This window comes from Glaciecola punicea, assembly GCF_001756615.1.
Lineage (GTDB): Bacteria > Pseudomonadota > Gammaproteobacteria > Enterobacterales > Alteromonadaceae > Glaciecola > Glaciecola punicea.
Genome location: NZ_LZXY01000005.1, coordinates 23,960 through 43,754, shown reverse-complemented (window position 1 = coordinate 43,754; position 19,795 = coordinate 23,960). Strand labels below are relative to the sequence as shown.

Here is a 19,795-nt window from a genome sequence, read left to right as displayed (position 1 = left end):
TTATCCTGTTTTATTAAGTGTCATGTTGTACCGTCGTTGGAAATGACAAAGCCAATTCCTCGCAGCATTTGGCTGGTTTTAGTATTCTTGACATTCAGTCTTAACGCACTGAATTCTCTACGAATTGGATATTCTTGCCGTAATTTAGCAAACGTATTGAATTGTGCCATGTGAGCACGAAAAACTCTATCATCATTTTGTATATCATAGACTAAATGGCAAATATTTTTGAGTAAACGCTGGGCGCTTTCACCATCGAACATCTCATTTAAGTGCAGTTCATTTTGCAAATGCTTTGGTAGTGACGTGTTATCAGGCGGTAACATTGCGCTAAGTTTTACCTTTTGCGCTATGTTGTAGCGATGGCACAACTGTTGATACAACATGAACGTACCGTTTGCTTTGCCTTCTAGGGTGTGCCCTGCTATGTGCGCACTTGCTATGCGCAAATGGCCAACTAGGTCGGTGGTTATTGTAGGTTCATTTTCCCACACATCAAGCACCACATTAAGCTTCACTTTTTCAGATTTTACTGCATTTTCAAAGTAGCTAAGCAAAGCTTGATTGTCGATTATCTCGCCCCTTCCTGCATTTATCAAATATTGCGAGCCTGTGAGTTGGCTAAGTGCATCAGCATCAAACAAATGTCTTGATGGATGCTCGGGGTGACTATTCAGCGGAGCATGTATGCAGATAACATCCGCTTTTAATACCTCACTAAAAGAAACGTAGCAAGGTGAATTTAAAGAACCACTGCTCCGTAAGTCTGTGGTATTTTGCGCCTTAGTTAGCTGAGGCGGATCATAAATAATCACCTGCGCACCAAGCGCATGCAAAGCATTAGCGACACGGCTACCAACATTACCGTGACCCACTATTGCTACTCTTTTGTCCTTCAGTAAAAAGCGATCATCAACTGCTAATTGCAGCGCAGCGCACACCACATATTGCGCGACGGCTTGAGCGTTGCATCCACCGGCCGCATACCACGCAATATCTCCTGCATGTAGTGCCTCAATATCAAAATGATCGTAGCCTGCCGTGGCCGTCGCCACGAACTGTAGATTAGGCATTAACGCAAGCAGTGCTTGATTGACCTGTGTGGTAGAACGCACTAATAAGCATTCTACACAAGGCAAATATGCTCTTAGTTGCGCAGACGAAGGCAAGGCTAGAATTTCAGCTGATAGTTCGCCAGCTTTGAAGGTCTTGACCTCTCCTACTTCAAGAAAAAATTCCTGCCAGTAAGGCATTGCACTATCGGCAAGTATTTGTATAGGCATTTGATGCTTATCCACCTTAGCTTTTTAAAAATCATTATCATTGTCTAAATTGCACGAAAGCGAATTTAATTTTTATAGTTAGGGCACATTCGATCAAGTTTTCGTAATATGCCCGGCCATGCTAGTTTACCTCCTGCTGCTTTTGTTACCTCAGACGCTTGCGACTGCATGCCGGCCACGATGTTTGCACTCACAAAGATTAATGGTTCGCCTGTGGCCTGAGCCATAAGCTGTATTTCACAAGCTCGCTGCAAAATGAACATGCCTAAAAAAGTATCAGCAATACTAGGCGCACAGGTAAGTAAACCGTGATTACGCAATATCATGAAATTAGTGTTGCCCAGATCAGTGACCAACCTAGTCTTTTCTTCATGGTTTAAGGCAACGCCCTCATAGTCATGATAGCTCAAAGACGCTAAGACAAACAGCGACTGCTGGCTATATGGCCCCAAGCCTGTTTCAAGTGAAGATATCGCTACACCTTCGTTGGTATGCAAATGCATTACACAATTAGCGTCTGCTCTAGCTTCGTGTATAGCGCTATGAATAGTGAAACCAGCAGGGTTAATATCATGCTCGCTTGGCATTACTTTATTGCCTTGTAAATCAACCTTCACTAAGCTTGATGCACTTACTTCTTCAAATAATAACCCGTAGGGGTTAATTAAAAAATGGTGTTCAGGCCCTGGCACCCTTGCCGATATATGCGTAAAAATCAGGTCATCCCAACCGTAATGCGCGACCATCCTGTAGCAGGCAGCTAGATCGACACGGGTTTGCCATTCATCTGCGCTCACCTGTGATTGAATTTTCATAACATTGTTCCCTCGTTTATTCACAAAGGGTTGGCAAATGCCAACCCTTTACTTTACGGCACACTTGTTAAAATCATTAAACACTATAACGTTTAAAGACCAAACTTGCATTAGTGCCGCCAAAGCCAAAACTGTTGGACATAACTACATTTAAATGGGCCTGCGTAGGCTTGGTGATAATGTTGAGACCCCTGGCTGCTTCATCTAAATTATCAATGTTAATTGATGGACAAATAAAGTCGCCTTCCATCATGAGCAAAGAAAAAATCGCCTCATGCACGCCTGCAGCGCCGAGTGAATGTCCCGTTAGTGATTTTGTTGCACTAATAGCAGGGCAATTGTCACCAAACAAGGCTTGAATAGCTTCGAGTTCTTTTACATCACCCACCGGCGTGGATGTGCCGTGAGTATTGAGATAATCTAAAGGCTCTGCAACATCCTTTAGTGCTTGGCGCATACATCTAATAGCGCCTTCGCCGCTTGGCGCAACCATGTCGTAGCCGTCGGAAGTGGCGCCATAGCCTACTATTTCAGCATATATTTTAGCGCCTCGTGCTAAGGCATGTTCTAACTCTTCAACTACTACCATACCGCCACCGCCAGCGCTTACAAAGCCATCGCGATTAGCATCGTAAGTGCGTGACGCTAGTTCAGGCGTGTCGTTATACTTCGTTGATAAAGCTCCCATGGCGTCAAACTGGCCTGAAAGCGCCCAATGTAACTCTTCTCCACCGCCGGCAAACACCATTTTTTGCTTGCCAAGCTGAATCATTTCAAGAGCATTGCCTATACAGTGTGCACTGGTGGCGCAGGCTGAGGATATTGAGTAATTGACACCTTTAATCTTAAACGGTGTGGCTAAGCAAGCAGAAACAGTGCTACCCATACACCGCGTTACCATATAAGGCCCAACTCGCTTCACCCCTTTATTGCGCATAATGTCGGCTGAATTAACTTGATTTTCAGAGCTAGCCCCGCCCGAACCCGCAATTATACCGACGTCTTCATTTGAATATTGCTCTTCACTTAAGCCCGCGTCGGCTATTGCCTGCTGCATCGATAAGTACGCATAACTTGCAGCGTCACCCATGAAACGCAGTACTTTGCGGTCTATTTTCTCTTTAAGGTCAATTTTAACATCGCCCCATACGTGGCTGCGTAAACCTGCGTCAGCAAACTGTTGAGAAAAAGTAATACCCGACTTGCCGTGGCGTAACGACTCTCTTACTTCTTCTGCATTATTACCAATGCTTGATACTATGCCTAAACCAGTGATTACGGCTCGTTTCATTTGTCACCTTTTTAATTATTTATTGTTGTTTGCAAAACAGTGTTTATATCAAACCAATGTTGTTATTATGCTAGCGCACTGCATTAAGCCAAGTACTCAAAAGCCACGTTCGTCACCCTTGCTGAGCGCTGTGCACATACTACCTAGTTTAGACTGAAAACTGGTCTGCTCTTTCATGTATAATGTGTCATAAGTTCACAGCCTTTAACAGATATTTTGTGTGTTAAGGTTTTCATAAATAGCACTGTTGCGCGCATTTCATCCAAAATAGCGTAAATACACTAGATGATGGTCTTTCAAATCGTGACAAATGATAAAACAGCAACAATGATAACGCCAGCAAGTGTCTACGTTAATGAAAACAACACGCCCGCTTCACGACGCTACAACGACGTTTACTTTTCAGGGGAAAACGGGGCGCAAGAAACAGACTACGTTTTTATAGGCGGCAATGATTTACTCAGCAGATGGTCACAGCATAGCGATCCTCATTTTTGTATTGCTGAAACAGGTTTTGGGACCGGTTTAAACTTTTTCAGAGTTTCCCAACATTTTCAGCATTTTCGTCAAGTACACCCAAACCATATTCTAGAAACACTTATTTTTATATCAACAGAAAAGCATCCGCTATCTAAAAAAGATGCTGCAGACATTATGCAGCAGTGGAAACAAGATAACATTTTAGGCGATGTCTGCGCTGATGAAACGCTAAGCGCTTCAAATGGCCAAAGCGGCTATTTAGACTTATGTGACTTATGGCTTGCGCAATATCCAATATCGGTTGCTGGAATACACCGCCGAAACTTTTCGATTAACAAAACAGATCTTAGTGCAAACATAACACTCGACTTGCACTATGGAGATGCCACTGACTCATTGGCACAGATTCAAAAAAGTCCAAACGGCGTGGTTGACGCGTGGTTTTTAGATGGTTTTACACCGAGTAAAAACAGCAGTATGTGGACGCCAGCACTTTATGAGCAAATGGCAAGCTTGAGTAAAATAGGCTGCAGCTTTGCCACCTTTACCGCGGCAAGCGAAGTTAAACGCGGTTTGCAAATAGCGGGGTTCTCGGTACATAAACAAAAAGGCTTTGAACGAAAGAGAGAAATGCTGTTAGGCGTTTACTCTGGTAATTCACATCAAAATTTAAATAAAACGTCAAATGCAAATTCGAACGAAACACGCAGTCACCTGCAAACGCCAGAGCTATCTCAACAACAGGGTAAGCTAGATCAACATCAAGCCCCCTATTTCGGCCGTCCAAGCTTGAATTTAGCAAAGCAAAGTAATGACGTTACCATTGTGGGTAATGGTTTAGCCGGCGCAATTATGGCCTTGAAGCTAACGCAGCGCGGCAAGCGTGTCACTTTGTTGTGGCAGGGCGAATTACCAAGTGATTTCGCCTCGGGTAATCCTATCGGCGGCTTTTACCCGCAGTTAAACGCACAGCATAATGCTGCGAGTCAAATTCAAATGCATAGCTTTTTATATGCCAGTGAATTTTATAAGTCCCTGCATACTTTACAGCCCTTTAGCCATGATTGGTGCGGCGCTTTACAAATTGCGTTTAATGACAACACACGCACACGCTTAAATAAGTTAGATAGCGCCGCTTTTTGGCCGCGCGAATTAGCACATTTAGTTGATGCAAAGCAAGCAAGCGAGATTGCGAATATACCGATGCCCTACTCGTGCTTGCACATTGTAAAAGCGGGTTGGATAAAGCCGCCTAGTGTAGTGAACGCCTGCCTTGAGCAAGCTAAGGCGAGTGGCTTGCTTACACTGCAAAATAACTCACAGTTGATCAATTATAAATGTATAGGTGACGGCAGCATTCAGTTAGCGCTAAAAACAAACGAGCAAAGGTCCGTCAAAGAGTGTTATACGCAAGCTTTAGTACTGGCAATGGGCAGCGGCAGTAAGGCTTTAACAAAACATGTTATTCCTCTTAGGCTAACGCGCGGACAAGTTGAAATGGTCTCAAATAGCCAGCTTTCGCAACCCGACAATGTAATGGCGCAGCTTAAGACTCTGCTGTGTCACAAGGGTTATTTTACACCCGCTAGCGATGGTTTTCATGCCTTAGGCTCCACCTATATAAAAGAGGATACTAGGTGTGATGTGCGCGCGCAAGAAACCGATATCAACTTTAATATGCATATACAAAGCATACAGCACAAAGCGTGGCAAAAAGCACTAGGCCAAGCACAGCTCAACCCGAACAACTATTCACGAGCTGCCATAAGATGCTCAACGCCTGATCATTTGCCGGTAGTAGGCGCAATGCCTGATAGCTTGCAATTTACTGAATTAGCAGACTTGTATAAAGCCCTGCCCTTGCATCAGTATCAGGTACCAAGTCATGAAAAAAATGTTTTTATTATGACCGGCTTAGGATCTAGAGGACTTACTACAGCGCCGCTTATGGCAGAGGTTTTAGTCAGCCAAATGCTAGAAGAACCCATGCCGCTGACAAAACCGCTGCTCGATACACTCAACCCAAACAGATTCATTGTGCGTTCACTCATAAGGCGAGAGCCATGGCAAGCTTAGGTCATACCAATATTATTGCACACAATAGCTGACATACTCGGCCATTTGCTTGCCTAGCACGGTGGTGTTTTACAAAGTTTGTTCAAACATTAGTCTTTGGCCCTGCGCATCAATTGGCAATGCTTATTCAGCCAAGGCAACGCATTTTTGTGGATTGGGCCGCATATTAACGAAGTGTTCTTGCGCCAGTCTAAAGGTAAAGAGCTCTTAATTGCCTAAGGTAGTAATTTGTGTAGACTGAAGCGCGGGGCCTTGCGGCGCCAGCATATTGGCGCAGCCCGCTAAGCTAATAATGATGAACACACACAGCACACGACGCAGTATAGACCCAATAACGTTGATGACATTTTTCATAGGCTTAGCCTGAAAGAACAAAAAATACTTTCAGGCTAAACAAAAATGAGTTCAGCTTAGATGATTTATTTTATAGAGAGGGAATGTGCGTTAATTTATGTTGTTTACAAACAGACTATCGCGCATTTTGATCACGTCTTTCGCGTCACAAACAGCGAGTTCGTTATTGGCAATAGCGTCGTCAATAGATTGCATAAGCATATGTTGCGTTTGTTTTTGCCACTGGGCTAAGCGTGCATTTTGATTTTGTGAACAGTGCACAGCATGTACTAGGTTAGCTGCTATTACCGAATAATGACCGTGGATATAGCTGGCAATAAAAAGCTCATGATCACTGCCAGAATCTATATAAGCGTCGAGTAATGCCTCAGTTTGGTCTAAATACTCCGTAAAGTTAACAATGACTTGTTCGTGTGTACTGCCCAACACTAATACCTCCTAATCTTGTGAATGGTGATAATGGCTGCAAATCCCGAAATTATTAATCCCGAATAAAATACAGCACCTCATCTCTATATCCCGTAATGACTGAAATAGGACCCGCAAGCTCAAGATCTAGGGCCGCGTCTGAGGAATCTGAAATTAAGCCTTTATCGCCCAATAAATGTAGTTTGGCTTTAGTCGCTACGAGCATAATATTGCTTTTACCAATTTGTTTAATAAATGCAGGGGATAGCTGCTGGTTACCGCGCCCAAGAATATGGCCTTGCCCGCCAATAATAGTGGCTACCAATTTAGTCTTCTTATCGGCGGTAATAGACAACAGCTCACGCGCGCTTAGGTCTTTAGCAACAACTTCAAGATTTTTAACAACATCGACACCTAACAGCGTGTTTGGCAAACTAGCTTGCTGCATAATGGCGTCAACGGTACTGCCCGAGCCCATAACGAAAAGCGTGTCGGGTTCGTCTTGCATTATTTCTATAAGGTAGTCACTAATGGCGTCTAACAGTAGTTCATCCGACTCTTTCCCGCCCATCTTTACGGCTTGAATATAGCTGAGCTCGCTGGGCACTTTCATTTCCCCGTAGTGCTTTGACATCACTTTGCCTTGCCTGAATAAGGCTTCGTCGATATCTCTTACTTCGCCGCTGTGAAGCGACAGTAACTCACCTTTAATGACTTTTTGCAAAACAATGCCCGCCGATTTTGGCGTAATGGCATATACCCCGCTGTGAATTTTGCAGCCCGCGGGTATACCTAAAACAGGCAAGCGCATACCAACCACACTGCATATGTTACGTGCAGTACCGTCGCCGCCCGCAAAAAGGATTAAATCAACGTTTTCAGCTAGCAGCTTTGTGGCTAATATTTGAGTATCGTTCGATTCGGTTTGGCCGTTATTATAATGACACACAACGTAGTCAAAGCTCAAATCGCGGGCAGTGTTTTCTCCCATATCTCCGCTGCCGGTGACTATTGTTAACTGATCTCTAAGCGCAACACAATGAGATAGCGCAATCGCCGCTTTTTGCATGGCTAATTGTTCACCGCCATTATCTAAGGCTGTTTTTCTGACTTCACTGCCGTCGCTGCCTTTTAAGGCTAAAGCTCCACCAATGCCGGCAAATGGATTAATGATGAGGCCTAATTTAAAGCGCCTGCTTAAACGTGGCGCACTCATGTAGAAGCGGCCTTATTACGACTATTTCGCATATAAATGGGTGTGTTGGCTTGAGTAATTAGTAACACAGTATGCACAGTTTTCATGTGGCAAGATCCTATTTGTAGGTAAATATAAGCATCAGCAATGCGATTCATATAGTACTATCTGCGGACAATGGCATCATTATCAAGCGTTCGTCGTTTGCAAAAAAGGACTGAGTTGAGTAGAAAGTATGTAAACGCGACAAAAAAAGTTGCGCGCGCGTGGGAAATCCCCTTTCAATATACTGCTTAAGCTGTGTATTTACTGCCAGTGTAAATTGCTCCTCTTGCGCTCGTAGCTTAACCAGCACATCCTCGAGGCCGGTGTCTTGCGCGGCTAAATTGTCTATACTCACCCTAAATGGAATATTACATGCAATTGAAAAAGCCCACTCAAGTGCCTGTGGTTTTTGCTCAGCTAATGCAAACGTCTTTTGCTGCTGCGCGCTTCTGCCATCTGGCGCATACCAATAGCCGTAGTCAGTTTGCAAACGTCTTTTGTCTCCCGCAATACACCAGTGTGCTATTTCATGCAGTGCACTGGAAAAATAGTCATCACGATAAAATATTACATGTTGGGCTTGCTTGGCGCTACTAGGGCTGTAAAGAGGCTCAATCGCATTGCCTCGCAAACGAGTGTTGAACTGCTGCTCGAAACACTGGCAGAACAGACTCTGTAAATCAATGTCGCTCTTGGCAAGATGTTGATTTTTTATAGGCAAATTTGCTGACATAGTCTCTATACTGGTAATCTCTTATTTCGCATATTTCGATCATTTGCGGGTACTGCTTAATTTTTTAGGTGAAAATTAACGCATGCATTATAGCCGATGCTATTATAAACAACATGTAAAAGTTACCTTTTATTTGCTGACACTTAAATGATAAAACAAAATACACTTTACAAAGAACATCTTCATACGCTTAATTGGCTACACCCCAAGCCATTCGTATGCGAATGGGAAATACAGAGCACACATATCGATCATTACCAGCACACCAATAACATTGCCTATTTAACACGCCTAGAAAAGCTTGCGTGGGAGCATTCTGCATCGCTAGGACTATGCTTTACAGACTATCAACAGCTTGACCGCGCCATGGCTATTACTCAGCATGAACTTAATTATCATCTAGCGTCTCATGTGGGAGACAAACTCATGTGTGCAACATGGATCCTGAATTGTGATAAAAAACTTCGACTAAGTCGTCAATTCCAGTATATTAATGCTGTCAGTGGCAGGACTATTTTTAGTGCAAAGACTCACTTTGTTTGCGTGAGTTTGCGAACAGGTATGCCAAAAAAGATGCCCGAAATTTTTCAAAATATTTATGGAAATGCGGCCGTAACTGTATGAAGTACACAAGTACACATTACACGAAAACTCAATTAAACTCTAATATCGCTTGAGCTAAGGAACATGATATGCAGTTAATAAAATGGCTAAGTGTATTATTGTCCATATCCTTGGGCGCTAATTTTTGGTTCATTTACAATTGGGCGACACATAAAGACGCTCTTGTCACCGGCATCAACAGCCTTGAAAATTCAGCGTCAGATGAGCCTTCTCACGCATGGCAGCAATATTCACAAGATTCTATCCGCAGTGCCTCCCAGAGAAACCCAAAGCTTACAAAATCACTTGCTACTGCCGATGAACGGATGCGTTCTCAAAGTACCTATTTACAGTGGCTTAAATCAATGGCAGAAGCACAAGAATTTCAGCAGCTTGAATTTGCAGTAAGCGCCTATTTGCGCATTTACCCGCAAGACACTGCCGCTATGCTCCTTGAAGCACAGGCGTATTATCACAACAAGCCCCTCAATGTTGCACTTGTTCACTACCATGCACTTTTAACAAAGCCGTTAACGCCTAAACAGCACAGCGATATAGAAAAGCTTATTGCCGTTAATACCACGCGCGTTATTCAGCAGTTTAGCGGTGACGGCGCATGGAATTTATTGGCCCAATTTTTAGAACCTTTGGTACAAGTTGCGCCACGAAATAGGCAGTATTTGATGGCCTTAGCAGGAGCCTACGGCATGCAGTCTCAGTTGACGTTAATGGAAGACGTGCTGGCGAGTTTTGAGTCTACCGATATTCGCGCCATTAGGCTGCGACAAAACGTTAACGCGCGCTTGAATCAAACCAGCCGCACAGATGAAGCCGTTAGTTTGTCAGACAACATTGTTGATAGCGCCTTAGATAATCCCCGTCTAGCTGATGTTTTAATGCAACAAGAACGGGGGCAATTTGTGACCCGCGCGCTTATACATAATACACCCGCCAGATTATTAGTCGATACAGGCGCATCCACCACTGCCATAAGTAATGAAACGTTTAATGAAATTGAGCGTCGTGATGTGGAGTTTTTAGGACTGTTTAAAGTCAATACAGCAGGCGGTCTTATTGAAGCACCTATATACAAGGTTAAACAAATAACCATAGGGCATCGCATAGTTACCAACACCAGCGTGTTGATTTTACCAAGTGAAAACTTAGGCCAATTTGACGGTTTACTAGGCATGAATGTGCTAAGCCAATTTGATTTAAGCTATGATGCCGCGAGTGAAACTATGCGTATGTATAAAAAACGCTGAAACGATGAGGCCTCAGCGTGATTTTATGTCTTAGAGTGATGCGCAAAGCCTCGTACCTTGATCAATTGCGCGTTTTGCGTCAAGTTCGGTGGCAAAGTCAGCCCCGCCAATTAGGTGATATGGCAACCTTAGTCCGTCAACTAACTCTCGCTTAGGCATTTGACCTGCGCAGATAATAACATTGTCGACATCGAGTACTGTTGACTCACCATTTACTTCTATATGCAAACCTTCATCGTCAATTCGTTTGTATGTTACACCGGCTACTAGCTTCACGCCCTTCATCATCAAGCCCGCCCGATGAGCCCAACCAGTTGTTTTGCCTAAACCAGCACCCACTTTTGTGGTTTTACGCTGTAGCAAATAGATTTCTCGTGGCGATGGCTCGGGCTGCGCGTGCATGCCTTCCACCCCACCTCTGTTTTCGAAGGTCATGTCTATTCCCCATTCTTTCATAAAGGCAGGAATGTTGGTTGAAGTAGACACCCCAGCGTGCGACAAAAACTCGCTGGTATCAAAGCCTATGCCGCCGGCGCCTAGCACCGCGACTTTTTTGCCCACTGGCTTTTTATGTTTTAGCACATCTACATAGGACAGTACTTTAGAGTGGTTTATGCCTTCTATGTCGAGCTGGCGCGGAATAATACCCGTGGCTAATATAACTTCATCAAAGCCACCTTTGTGCAGAGTATCGACATCCACTTTGGTATTAAGCACAATGTCGACACCTAACAGCGCCAACTGTACGCCAAAATATCGGATAGTCTCGTAAAACTCTTCTTTACCCGGTATTTGCTTGGCAATATTAAACTGACCGCCTATTTCAGTATCAGCGTCATATAAGGTCACTTTATGCCCTCTTTGGGCGCAGGTTTTTGCAGCAGCAAGGCCAGCAGGCCCTGCGCCTACAACGGCAATATTTTTCAGCACAGTGGCTGGCACAATATTTAGTTCGGTTTCATGGCAGGCTCGTGGATTTACTAAGCAACTGGTCATTTTACCGTCAAAGACATGATCTAAACAGGCCTGGTTACACCCTATACAGGTATTAATTTGATTCGCTTGGTTGTGCTCTGCTTTACGGACAAAGTCGGCGTCTGCCAAAAACGGTCTTGCCATTGATACCATGTCGGCATCACCGCGCGCGAGCACTTCTTCAGCCACTTCGGGGGTGTTAATTCTATTTGAGGTAATTACCGGAATATTCAACGCTTTTCTAAACTTAGCCGTTACCCACGTAAATGCAGCTCTTGGTACTTTGGTCGCAATCGTAGGGATACGCGCCTCATGCCAACCAATACCCGTGTTTATGATGGTTGCACCGGCTTTTTCTATTGCTAGCCCGAGTTCAACCACTTCATCATAGTTTGATCCGCCCTCTACTAAATCAAGCATAGACAAACGGTATATAATAATAAACTCTTCACCCACTGCTTCACGCACGCGGCGCACCACTTCAATGGGGAGCTTAATACGATTTTTGTACTCACCGCCCCACTCGTCTTTTCGCTGATTAGTGCGCGTGGCAATAAACTGATTTAAAAAGTAGCCTTCAGAGCCCATTATTTCGACGCCGTCATAACCTGCGCGCTGAGCTTGCTGCGCGGTAAATACGAAGTCGTCGATCTGTCTGGCAATACCTTCTTCATCAAGTGCTTTGGGCATAAATGGATTGATGGGTGCTTGAATGGCAGATGGCGCTACTAACTTTTTACTGTAGGCGTAACGACCTGTGTGCAAAATTTGCATACAAATTTTACCGCCCTCGTCGTGCACCGCTTTAGTGACTACTTTATGGTTTTCTACTGCTTCATCGCTATCTAATCTACACGTAACATCGTGTGTTGCGCCTTCATCGTTTGGCCCTATGCCGCCGGTAACTATGAGGCCTACACCGCCGCGAGCGCGTTCAGCAAAAAATGCCGCCATGCGTTCATGGCCGTTAGGCAACTCTTCAAGACCGGTGTGCATAGAGCCCATCACGATGCGGTTTTTTAGCTGAGTGAAACCTAAGTCTAAGGGACGAAAGATGTGCGGATAAGGTGTCTTTGCTTCTAAAGAAGCAAGTGCTATTGTCATTTTTTTTCGTTCCTCAAAATAATACGATTACACTAACGTGCATAATAGACTGGCAGCTTTTGCCACCGAATTTTATAGTTTGGTTTATTCGTTACGGATGTATAAACAACATTAATCAACTAAATTCTCAGGCTTATCTTCGCGCAGTTTGAGCCAAATTTTTCCACTCTCAACGCCATATTTCCGCACAACCGCCACAACCCGATCAGGCTCATTTGCATCTAGTACCCCAAGCAGCTGCTTATAATAGTTAGTGGCTATGTCGCGGGCACTTTCATGATGAAAGAAAAAACCGCCTACACGAGCGTAAATGCCTTTAAAACCATTCATCATAAGCACATAGACGGGGTTGTCTGATGCAAAAGCTAAATCATGATGCATTTGATAGTCGTGCTGAGAAAAAGCGTTGCCTTCTTGCTCAACGTGCTGGTAACGTTCAATGATTTCACGACTGATTTTTGGTGACTGACGAAATGCCGCACGAATAAACACAGCGCTTAGATTAGTGCGCGCTGACAGCATTTTATTAAGTAACTCAGGTTGCCCTGCTTGGTCGAGTCTTGCCAATGTTTCAAGAATATTTAGGCCACAAGTTTCCCAATAGTTATTAATTTTCGTCGGCTTGCCATGCTGAATCGTCAACCAGCCATCGCGCGCTAAGCGCTGCAGGACTTCACGTAAGGTAGTGCGAGTTACCCCGATTAATTCAGAAAGCTCACGCTCGGCAGGCAGAATCGTTCCTGGAGGAAATCTGCCACTCCATATGGACTCTACTATATATTCTTCAGCAAAGCCTGCTGGACTTTGGGACTTATAGATCATGCGTACAACTAAAATGTTAAATGTATTCACAGATTGTACCAGATGAACGGCACAAGAAAAGCTTTATGTTTTGCGCATGCATTTGCTCAATGCAAATAGGTAATTGAGTACACTTATAATTAACGGTCGCTCATAATGCGCCAATTAAGTATAATACAACGCGTATTTGCGATATAACGCCAAATCATCAACATAACCAGTAGAGGAACGCCATGCAGTGGATATATGAGTTTAGTCAACAAAAGCGCGCTTGGGCGCTGCTGAGTATATCTGCGTTTGCTTTGTTAATAACGGCATTGTACTTTCAATATGCCATGGACTTACTGCCGTGTATCAAGTGTATTTATCAAAGAACGGCGGTTATTGGTGTACTTATGGCCGCCGTTATTCCGCTGTTATACAATCATACATATACACGCCTTGCAGCATATTCAGTGTGGGCCTACAGCTGCTTTGAAGGTATTAGGGTGGCACGTGAACATTTAGATATTATATTTGCGAGCAATCCTTTTGCCAATATCTGTGACATTGTGCCTAATTTCCCCTCGCTTTTGCCTCTGCATGAATGGTTTCCTGCAATTTTTGCAGCAACAGGTGATTGTAATGAGAATAGCTGGCAATTTTCTGGCATAGGAATGGCGAGCTGGATGCAAATAATATTTGGTGTTTATCTGGCTATTTTAACGCTTGTCTTACTTGCTAATGTGTGGTTTGGCCTTGTTAAAAGAAACGGATAATAGCGCGTTAAATTTTTTCAAACGTTAATGCATAAAATGAGAAGATAAGGCTATTCAAGAGAATCAAGTGGCCACGTTACAATATAATCTTCAAACTTATCCATGTCGACATTAGCTTCGCTCACCACGCGATTGCGAACGGTAATCCCCAATTGATGCATTTTGGTCTTTTTACCCTTATTCAGCAAGGGGTGCCAATGCGCCAAACCTTTGCCCTCTTGCAGTCTTCTGTAACTGCACGAAGGCGGCATAAAAAATACGTCAGCAAGATTGTCTTTAGTCAGCGTAACGCAGTCAGGTACAAGCTCCCCACGTTTTTCATACTGAGTACATGCGCAGGTTTTATCGTTGAGCAAATAACAAGCAATATTGGTATAGAGTATTTCTTCGTCTTGATTTATGTGATCAGTGGGAGCAAACTCTTGCTCTAGTGCTTCATCATCAATAAACTTATGTAAACAACAGCGCGCGCAACCATCACAAATAGCTTCCCACTGTGGCCGCGACATTTCACTTAAGGGCGTGTCGCGCCAAAAAGCAGACTCGATTAAGTCCTTTGAATATACAAACTTTTGCTTTGTGCTACTCATAAGAGCTACCAATAGTGTTATTTTGCATCAGGAATATTATCAATTTGACGACCGTGTAAATGCCCTTCCAATAAGTTCGTGACCTTTGGTGGTAGCTGTAAATAAAAACCTTCTGACTCAAGTTTTAACACTAGCTTATTTCTATCCATACCCGCAATGATCTCGCGCTTATTTAAGGGTATCAACATGACGAATAAAGGCGTGCCGAATTTTTCCATAAGCGCTGCAGGGACTTGGGTAAAATCGTCACGCTTTGCTACATACAAATAGGTGTCGACTTTTTTAGGCGACTTATAAACTGCGCTTAATTTCATGATGACCTGCTATTACCACATGTAAGTTATGTTGATTGAGTAGCTGTTTACCTTGTATATAATCAGCAAAAAGCTCACCACGCCACCCCGTTAGTATATCAGGTTTGAAGCCTTGTAATTCAAGTTCGTCAAAGTCAAACCAACACCACTTTAAAAGCTGGTTCATTTGTTTTTTGCTGGCTAGAACAGGTGCGGGTATATTTTGCTGTAAGGCTACATGGTCCACAAAGTCTTTGACCGCATTTAAGCAAGCTTTGTAGCCGTTAAATTCTACCAAACGCTGTATTCTGGGCACAGCTTGTATATTACTTTGTTCTTTGGCGGCATGACATATTCGTAACAGATCATCTTTATAAAGCCGCGCTTGTTTTGAATATAAATTATGACAGTCAAATAAAGCCTGTGGCGTTTCAGGTACTTTGCTAGCAATCTCAAACAGTGCAATTTCTTTTATAACAAAGTTTACGGCCATATTTTCTTTTCTAGCGACCTCTAAACGCCATTTAGCGAGTTCCTTTAAGGCGCTTAGCTGCTTACCTTTCAATTTCCAATTGTTTTTAAGCGAGTAATACGCAATTTCAGTTGGCAGCGGTATTGACTTTTTAAGGCCTAGCTGATGAATTTCATCAAGCACCCAATCGGTTTTCTGCAGAATTTGCGTTTCTTTGTAGATGTGCTCATACAGGGCCATTAAATGCGTCACATCGGCACTGGCATAAGCGCACTGGGCTGAGCTGAGTGGCCTTTGGATCCAATCGGTTCTAGACTCGCCTTTGTCCACGGTAATTTCAAACAAATTCTCAACCAAATTAGCATAGCCTACCGATACGCCAAGGCCTAACATAGCCGCAGCAAACTGTGTATCAAAAAGCGGTGTGGGTATTATATGTAAATGGTGCCACAGCGCTTCTAAGTCTTCAGAGCAGGCATGCGCCACTTTCACAATATTCGGATTTGTTAAAATTGAAGAAAACTCAGATAAATCATTAATAGCAACAGGATCAATAAGCGCAACCTGATGCTTATCAAACACTTGAATAAGCCCTAATATTGGCGTTAAGGTTTGCGTGCGCACAAACTCAGTGTCAATGGCTAGGACTTCTTGGGTAGAATAGTGGGCGCATAACTGGGTAAGTTGCGCAGGTGTATCAACGTATAAATATTCATATGTTTTATTATAAGGATGCAATTTTTCTCTAATTCTATTAAATTTTGTTACTATTTTAGTTATTATAAGGCCTATCGAAAGATTAACATAAGCTTCTAAAAACCCTATTCGCTGATCTTATCGCGTAGTTCACGACGCAGTATTTTACCCACATTGGACTTTGGTAGCCCGTCTATAAATTCCACTATTTTGGGCACTTTATAGCCTGTGAGCAGTGACTTACAGTGTTTAATAACGTCTTCTTTGCTTAAATTAGGGTCTTTTTTCACGACAAATAATTTAACCACTTCTCCCGACACGTCATGCGCAATGCCTACCGCAGCAGCTTCAAATACACCTTCGTGCATAGCCGCAACTTCTTCTATTTCGTTGGGAAACACATTAAAACCAGATACCAATATCATATCTTTTTTACGATCAACAATGTACAGAAAACCTTGCTCATCCATTTTTGCAATATCGCCTGTTGCTAGCCATCCTTCCCGCAAAATGTCATTTGTTTCTTGAGGCCGTCCTAAATAGCCTACCATTACCTGCGGGCCTTTAACATAAAGTTCGCCAGACTCACCAATGGCCACTTGGTTGCCGTCATCATCTATCAACTTGATATCGGTAGAGGGCAATGGAAGTCCAATGGAACCTTTATATTCGGTTAAATTGAATGGGTTTACCGATACAATAGGTGAACACTCTGTTAAACCGTACCCTTCAATTAACACTTTGCCTGTTACGCTATGCCATTTGCTCGCGACGGGCTGTTGAACTGCCATGCCGCCGCCTAGGCCAAACATAAAATGGCTGAAATCTAAGCCAGCAAAACCTGGGGTGTTCAAGAGGCCATTAAACAGAGTGTTAACACCGGTAATAACCGCAAAAGGATACTTCTTTAATTCGGCGACAAAACCCGGCATATCGCGCGGATCGGTAATTAATAAGTTCGGACTCCCCGATTTAAAAAACGTTAGACAATTGCTGGTAAGCGCAAAAATGTGATACAGCGGCAGCGCTGTTACTACCATAGCACCTGGACTCACCGCTATTTTAAGATTGCCTGCTACCTGCTCTAAATTAGACACCATATTCCTATGCGACAGCATGGCGCCTTTCGACACGCCTGTAGTTCCGCCTGTATATTGCAAAAAAGCAATATCATTAGCGCCTACTTCCGGCCTGATATAAGAGGGAGATTTACCCTGTAAAAGGGCGTCATTAAAACGTATCGCACTTTTTAGATTGTACGTGGGTACCATCTTTTTAATGTATTTTACCGCAAAATTGACTAACCATCTCTTCGGCGCCGGGAGCATGTCGCCCACCGACGTTAACACCACATTTTCAAGCTCAGTGTTACTGATAACTTTAGATAGAGTGTCAGCAAAATTTTCAAGCAAAATTATGGTTTTTACTTTGGCATCGCTGAGCTGATGCTGCAATTCTCTTGGGGTATACATTGGGTTAACGTTAACCACCGTCATCCCCGCACGCAATATACCAAATAAAGCCACAGGATATTGCAGTAAGTTAGGCATCATTACTGCAACTGAGTCGCCCTTTTGTAAGCCTGAATTTTGTAAATACGCGGCAAATTGCGCCGACAAACCGTCTAAATCAGCGAACGTAATTTGATGGCCCATGTTAATAAAAGCAGTTTTGGTACTAAACTCGGCAAATGATGCTTCAAAAATGTCTAACAATGAAGGAGCGATGTTGTCGCTTATTTCCGCATCGACATTTTTATCGTATTGCGCTATCCAAATCTTTTCCACTTAGCACCTTTTTGGTGGTTAATAACGCGCTAATACTAATGTACCTGTCTGTAAAAAGAAACAGTGATTCTAATTTAGGATAAATGAATTAAGACTTAAAAAAATGTGCGCAGTATTTATCAATACAATTGGCTACGGGCGTTACCGATTCGAGGTGAACATGATGACCGCCTTCGAAAGTACTAATGGGAACATCAAAGAAAACTGGATCGCGCAGCGCTATTGCCGCTTTAATCTTCTCAAATCCTTGATTACCCAATATTAATAATCGTGGGCATTCTATGTTGGCAAGCACCGAAGATGCTTGTTCTTCCGTCATTCTCATGGCCGAGTTAGTGCGTAAGCGCTTATCGGTGCGCCATTGTAAATTGCCCACAGCATCGGTTTTTAGATTTCTGATCATGATTTGCTGTGCATGCTTAGGGCTCAAGTCACTCACCGCACAGCGCGATTTTACAACCGCTTCAATGTTTCTTGGGTGTATAATAGCCTTATTGGCTTTGGCCCTGCTTATGAAGCATTCTCTTAACTGCGCCGCTGTGGTGTCTGCGCTTTGCGTCAATGGGCCGCACGACTCTATCGCAATAAACCCTCTTAAGCCCTTAGGCCTCGTAGATGCATATAAACTGCTAACGATAGCGCCTAGAGAATGGCCAAGCAGCGCAAAATTACGCAGTTGTAATGTCACTATTAACTGATACACATCATAAGCATAGTCACTTAAATGATAGTAAGCGTCTATGCTTCTGTGCTCAGATTTACCATGGCCTGCCATGTCTATGGCCACGCATTGGTAATTGTTCAGAAGGGGGATTAAAGTGGCAAAACTGTTGGCGTTATCTAGAAAACCATGCAGACACACTAACGTTGGTTTTCTCGGATCAATTACCTCACTGTTTGCAAGCGCGGCCAGCGATAAGTGTGGCAACTTTATTTGCGTTTCATACAACATATTGCGCTCTACTGCTGTGGCTTTGGCCTTCTGTCCGTTTGACGAGTCTGCAGTGTGCTTGTTGTTCTTCTAGGCTTACTTTGAATGACACTTGAAGATGCGGGCTTAGTACGCCTGACTTTAGAGCCTTGACTATGCCCGTTGAAGCGCTCAATTCTCGCCCGTCCTCTTTGACGCTGTAGCATCCACGGGTTGTACCATGGGTTGAAAAAGCCGCGATGAAACCCTGCACCATAGATGAAAGGAGAAAAAGCGAAGGAATCTATTTCTACATTTACATCCGTCGTTTCTTTCCACATGTAATAGCCTTTAGCTTCTAAGGTCGGATACATATATCTCTGTTCACCTATAATGCCCTCAACATTTTCACTGACGTCACCAACCACCGTAATTAAGCGACCTTTTTCAAACACTAGTGGATCAACAAAACCAGCCACTATTGCTTTGAAGCGGCCAGTGCTAGGCAGGCCTGTCTTTGGTTTGCCTTGACGATCTTCAGGGAAAAACACTACTTCAATTTCAGACACGTCTTTCTTGTTCACAACCGAAACAATCTTACCACCCCAGCGCGCTTTTCCATCAATGCTCGATAATGAAATTGCAGCATCAGGCTGTATATTCGCAATGTCGTTGCTAACATCGTCAAAAGATATTAGCTTCGTATTTTCTGCTACGGTAATAGAGTTTGGTACTGTTGCACACCCCGCCAATGCGCTAAGCGCCGCGACAAGCATTATTAACTTTATACTCTTTATTGCACTCATTATTAACACCTTAATGGGTAAATACACAAGATTTTGGCTATTTTTAAACTACCAA

19 protein-coding genes are annotated in these 19,795 nt (G+C 43.4%); 4 read left to right on the top strand and 15 right to left on the bottom strand.

The features are described from left to right. Positions 1-20: 20 nt before the first annotated feature. The 3 genes from BAE46_RS07860 to fabB all read right to left on the bottom strand — a co-directional run bounded on the left by BAE46_RS07860 (position 21) and on the right by fabB (position 3,389). Entirely contained in the window at positions 21-1,283 is a 1,263-nt protein-coding gene (locus tag BAE46_RS07860; RefSeq protein ID WP_083256833.1) for a 4-phosphoerythronate dehydrogenase, read from the bottom strand. Between the two features lie 65 nt (positions 1,284-1,348). Beyond that, positions 1,349-2,098, bottom strand: coding sequence for a class II aldolase/adducin family protein (locus BAE46_RS07855; RefSeq protein WP_006003191.1), 750 nt, complete (start codon positions 2,096-2,098; stop codon positions 1,349-1,351). 76 nt (positions 2,099-2,174) lie between these two features. Beyond that, complete coding sequence (gene fabB, locus BAE46_RS07850) at positions 2,175-3,389, bottom strand: beta-ketoacyl-ACP synthase I (RefSeq protein ID WP_006003189.1); 1,215 nt, start codon at positions 3,387-3,389, stop codon at positions 2,175-2,177. 303 nt (positions 3,390-3,692) lie between these two features. Here fabB and mnmC1 point away from each other — a divergent pair, with 303 nt between their 5' ends. Then, positions 3,693-5,945 carry an FAD-dependent 5-carboxymethylaminomethyl-2-thiouridine(34) oxidoreductase MnmC1 gene (gene mnmC1, locus BAE46_RS07845; RefSeq protein WP_171901015.1) on the top strand — a complete coding sequence of 751 codons (2,253 nt, stop codon included), beginning with the start codon at positions 3,693-3,695 and terminating at the stop codon, positions 5,943-5,945. Positions 5,946-6,152: 207 nt separating this feature from the next. Here mnmC1 and BAE46_RS14780 read toward each other — a convergent pair whose 3' ends face one another. From BAE46_RS14780 to BAE46_RS07830, 4 genes are all read right to left on the bottom strand, one after another. Next, complete coding sequence (locus BAE46_RS14780; protein ID WP_006003182.1) at positions 6,153-6,299, bottom strand: hypothetical protein; 147 nt, start codon at positions 6,297-6,299, stop codon at positions 6,153-6,155. A 90-nt stretch (positions 6,300-6,389) separates the two neighbouring features. Beyond that, the gene (locus BAE46_RS07840) at positions 6,390-6,728 is read right to left on the bottom strand and encodes a YfcL family protein (protein WP_006003180.1); all 339 of its coding nucleotides are present in this window, start codon (positions 6,726-6,728) and stop codon (positions 6,390-6,392) included. Between the two features lie 52 nt (positions 6,729-6,780). Then, the gene (locus BAE46_RS07835; protein ID WP_070112294.1) at positions 6,781-7,923 is read right to left on the bottom strand and encodes an ATP-NAD kinase family protein; all 1,143 of its coding nucleotides are present in this window, start codon (positions 7,921-7,923) and stop codon (positions 6,781-6,783) included. Positions 7,924-8,056: 133 nt separating this feature from the next. Continuing rightward, the gene (locus tag BAE46_RS07830) at positions 8,057-8,680 is read right to left on the bottom strand and encodes an elongation factor P hydroxylase (RefSeq protein WP_070112292.1); all 624 of its coding nucleotides are present in this window, start codon (positions 8,678-8,680) and stop codon (positions 8,057-8,059) included. A 147-nt stretch (positions 8,681-8,827) separates the two neighbouring features. On the opposite strand from BAE46_RS07830, the gene BAE46_RS07825 reads away from it, so the two are divergent. Together BAE46_RS07825 and BAE46_RS07820 are read left to right on the top strand one after the other, a co-directional pair. Then, positions 8,828-9,304 carry an acyl-CoA thioesterase gene (locus BAE46_RS07825; RefSeq protein WP_006003172.1) on the top strand — a complete coding sequence of 159 codons (477 nt, stop codon included), beginning with the start codon at positions 8,828-8,830 and terminating at the stop codon, positions 9,302-9,304. A gap of 68 nt (positions 9,305-9,372) precedes the next feature. Further along, positions 9,373-10,548 carry a retropepsin-like aspartic protease family protein gene (locus tag BAE46_RS07820; protein WP_070112290.1) on the top strand — a complete coding sequence of 392 codons (1,176 nt, stop codon included), beginning with the start codon at positions 9,373-9,375 and terminating at the stop codon, positions 10,546-10,548. A 30-nt stretch (positions 10,549-10,578) separates the two neighbouring features. Here the strand turns inward: BAE46_RS07820 and BAE46_RS07815 are convergent, their stop codons facing one another. Both BAE46_RS07815 and fadR read right to left on the bottom strand, forming a co-directional pair. Next, complete coding sequence (locus BAE46_RS07815) at positions 10,579-12,627, bottom strand: NADPH-dependent 2,4-dienoyl-CoA reductase (RefSeq protein WP_006003169.1); 2,049 nt, start codon at positions 12,625-12,627, stop codon at positions 10,579-10,581. Between the two features lie 111 nt (positions 12,628-12,738). Continuing rightward, on the bottom strand, positions 12,739-13,449 hold the full coding sequence (gene fadR, locus BAE46_RS07810) for a fatty acid metabolism transcriptional regulator FadR (RefSeq protein WP_040520181.1): 711 nt from the start codon (positions 13,447-13,449) through the stop codon (positions 12,739-12,741). 212 nt (positions 13,450-13,661) lie between these two features. Here fadR and dsbB point away from each other — a divergent pair, with 212 nt between their 5' ends. Continuing rightward, positions 13,662-14,186 (top strand): disulfide bond formation protein DsbB, encoded by a 525-nt coding sequence (dsbB, locus tag BAE46_RS07805; RefSeq protein WP_006003167.1) that lies wholly within the window; start codon positions 13,662-13,664, stop codon positions 14,184-14,186. A 50-nt stretch (positions 14,187-14,236) separates the two neighbouring features. Here dsbB and BAE46_RS07800 read toward each other — a convergent pair whose 3' ends face one another. From BAE46_RS07800 to BAE46_RS07775, 6 genes are all read right to left on the bottom strand, one after another. Then, on the bottom strand, positions 14,237-14,776 hold the full coding sequence (locus BAE46_RS07800; protein ID WP_070112287.1) for a YcgN family cysteine cluster protein: 540 nt from the start codon (positions 14,774-14,776) through the stop codon (positions 14,237-14,239). Between the two features lie 17 nt (positions 14,777-14,793). Continuing rightward, positions 14,794-15,090 (bottom strand): YcgL domain-containing protein, encoded by a 297-nt coding sequence (locus tag BAE46_RS07795; protein WP_070112286.1) that lies wholly within the window; start codon positions 15,088-15,090, stop codon positions 14,794-14,796. Then, on the bottom strand, positions 15,068-16,279 hold the full coding sequence (gene rnd / locus BAE46_RS07790) for a ribonuclease D (protein WP_070112284.1): 1,212 nt from the start codon (positions 16,277-16,279) through the stop codon (positions 15,068-15,070). The genes BAE46_RS07795 and rnd overlap by 23 nt, the downstream gene beginning before the upstream one ends. Positions 16,280-16,362: 83 nt before the next feature. Next, on the bottom strand, positions 16,363-18,024 hold the full coding sequence (locus BAE46_RS07785) for an AMP-binding protein (protein WP_070112282.1): 1,662 nt from the start codon (positions 18,022-18,024) through the stop codon (positions 16,363-16,365). Positions 18,025-18,112: 88 nt separating this feature from the next. Continuing rightward, entirely contained in the window at positions 18,113-18,976 is an 864-nt protein-coding gene (locus BAE46_RS07780) for an alpha/beta hydrolase (RefSeq protein ID WP_070112280.1), read from the bottom strand. An 8-nt stretch (positions 18,977-18,984) separates the two neighbouring features. Further along, complete coding sequence (locus BAE46_RS07775) at positions 18,985-19,740, bottom strand: Slp family lipoprotein (protein WP_006003158.1); 756 nt, start codon at positions 19,738-19,740, stop codon at positions 18,985-18,987. Between the last annotated feature and the right edge of the window lie 55 nt (positions 19,741-19,795).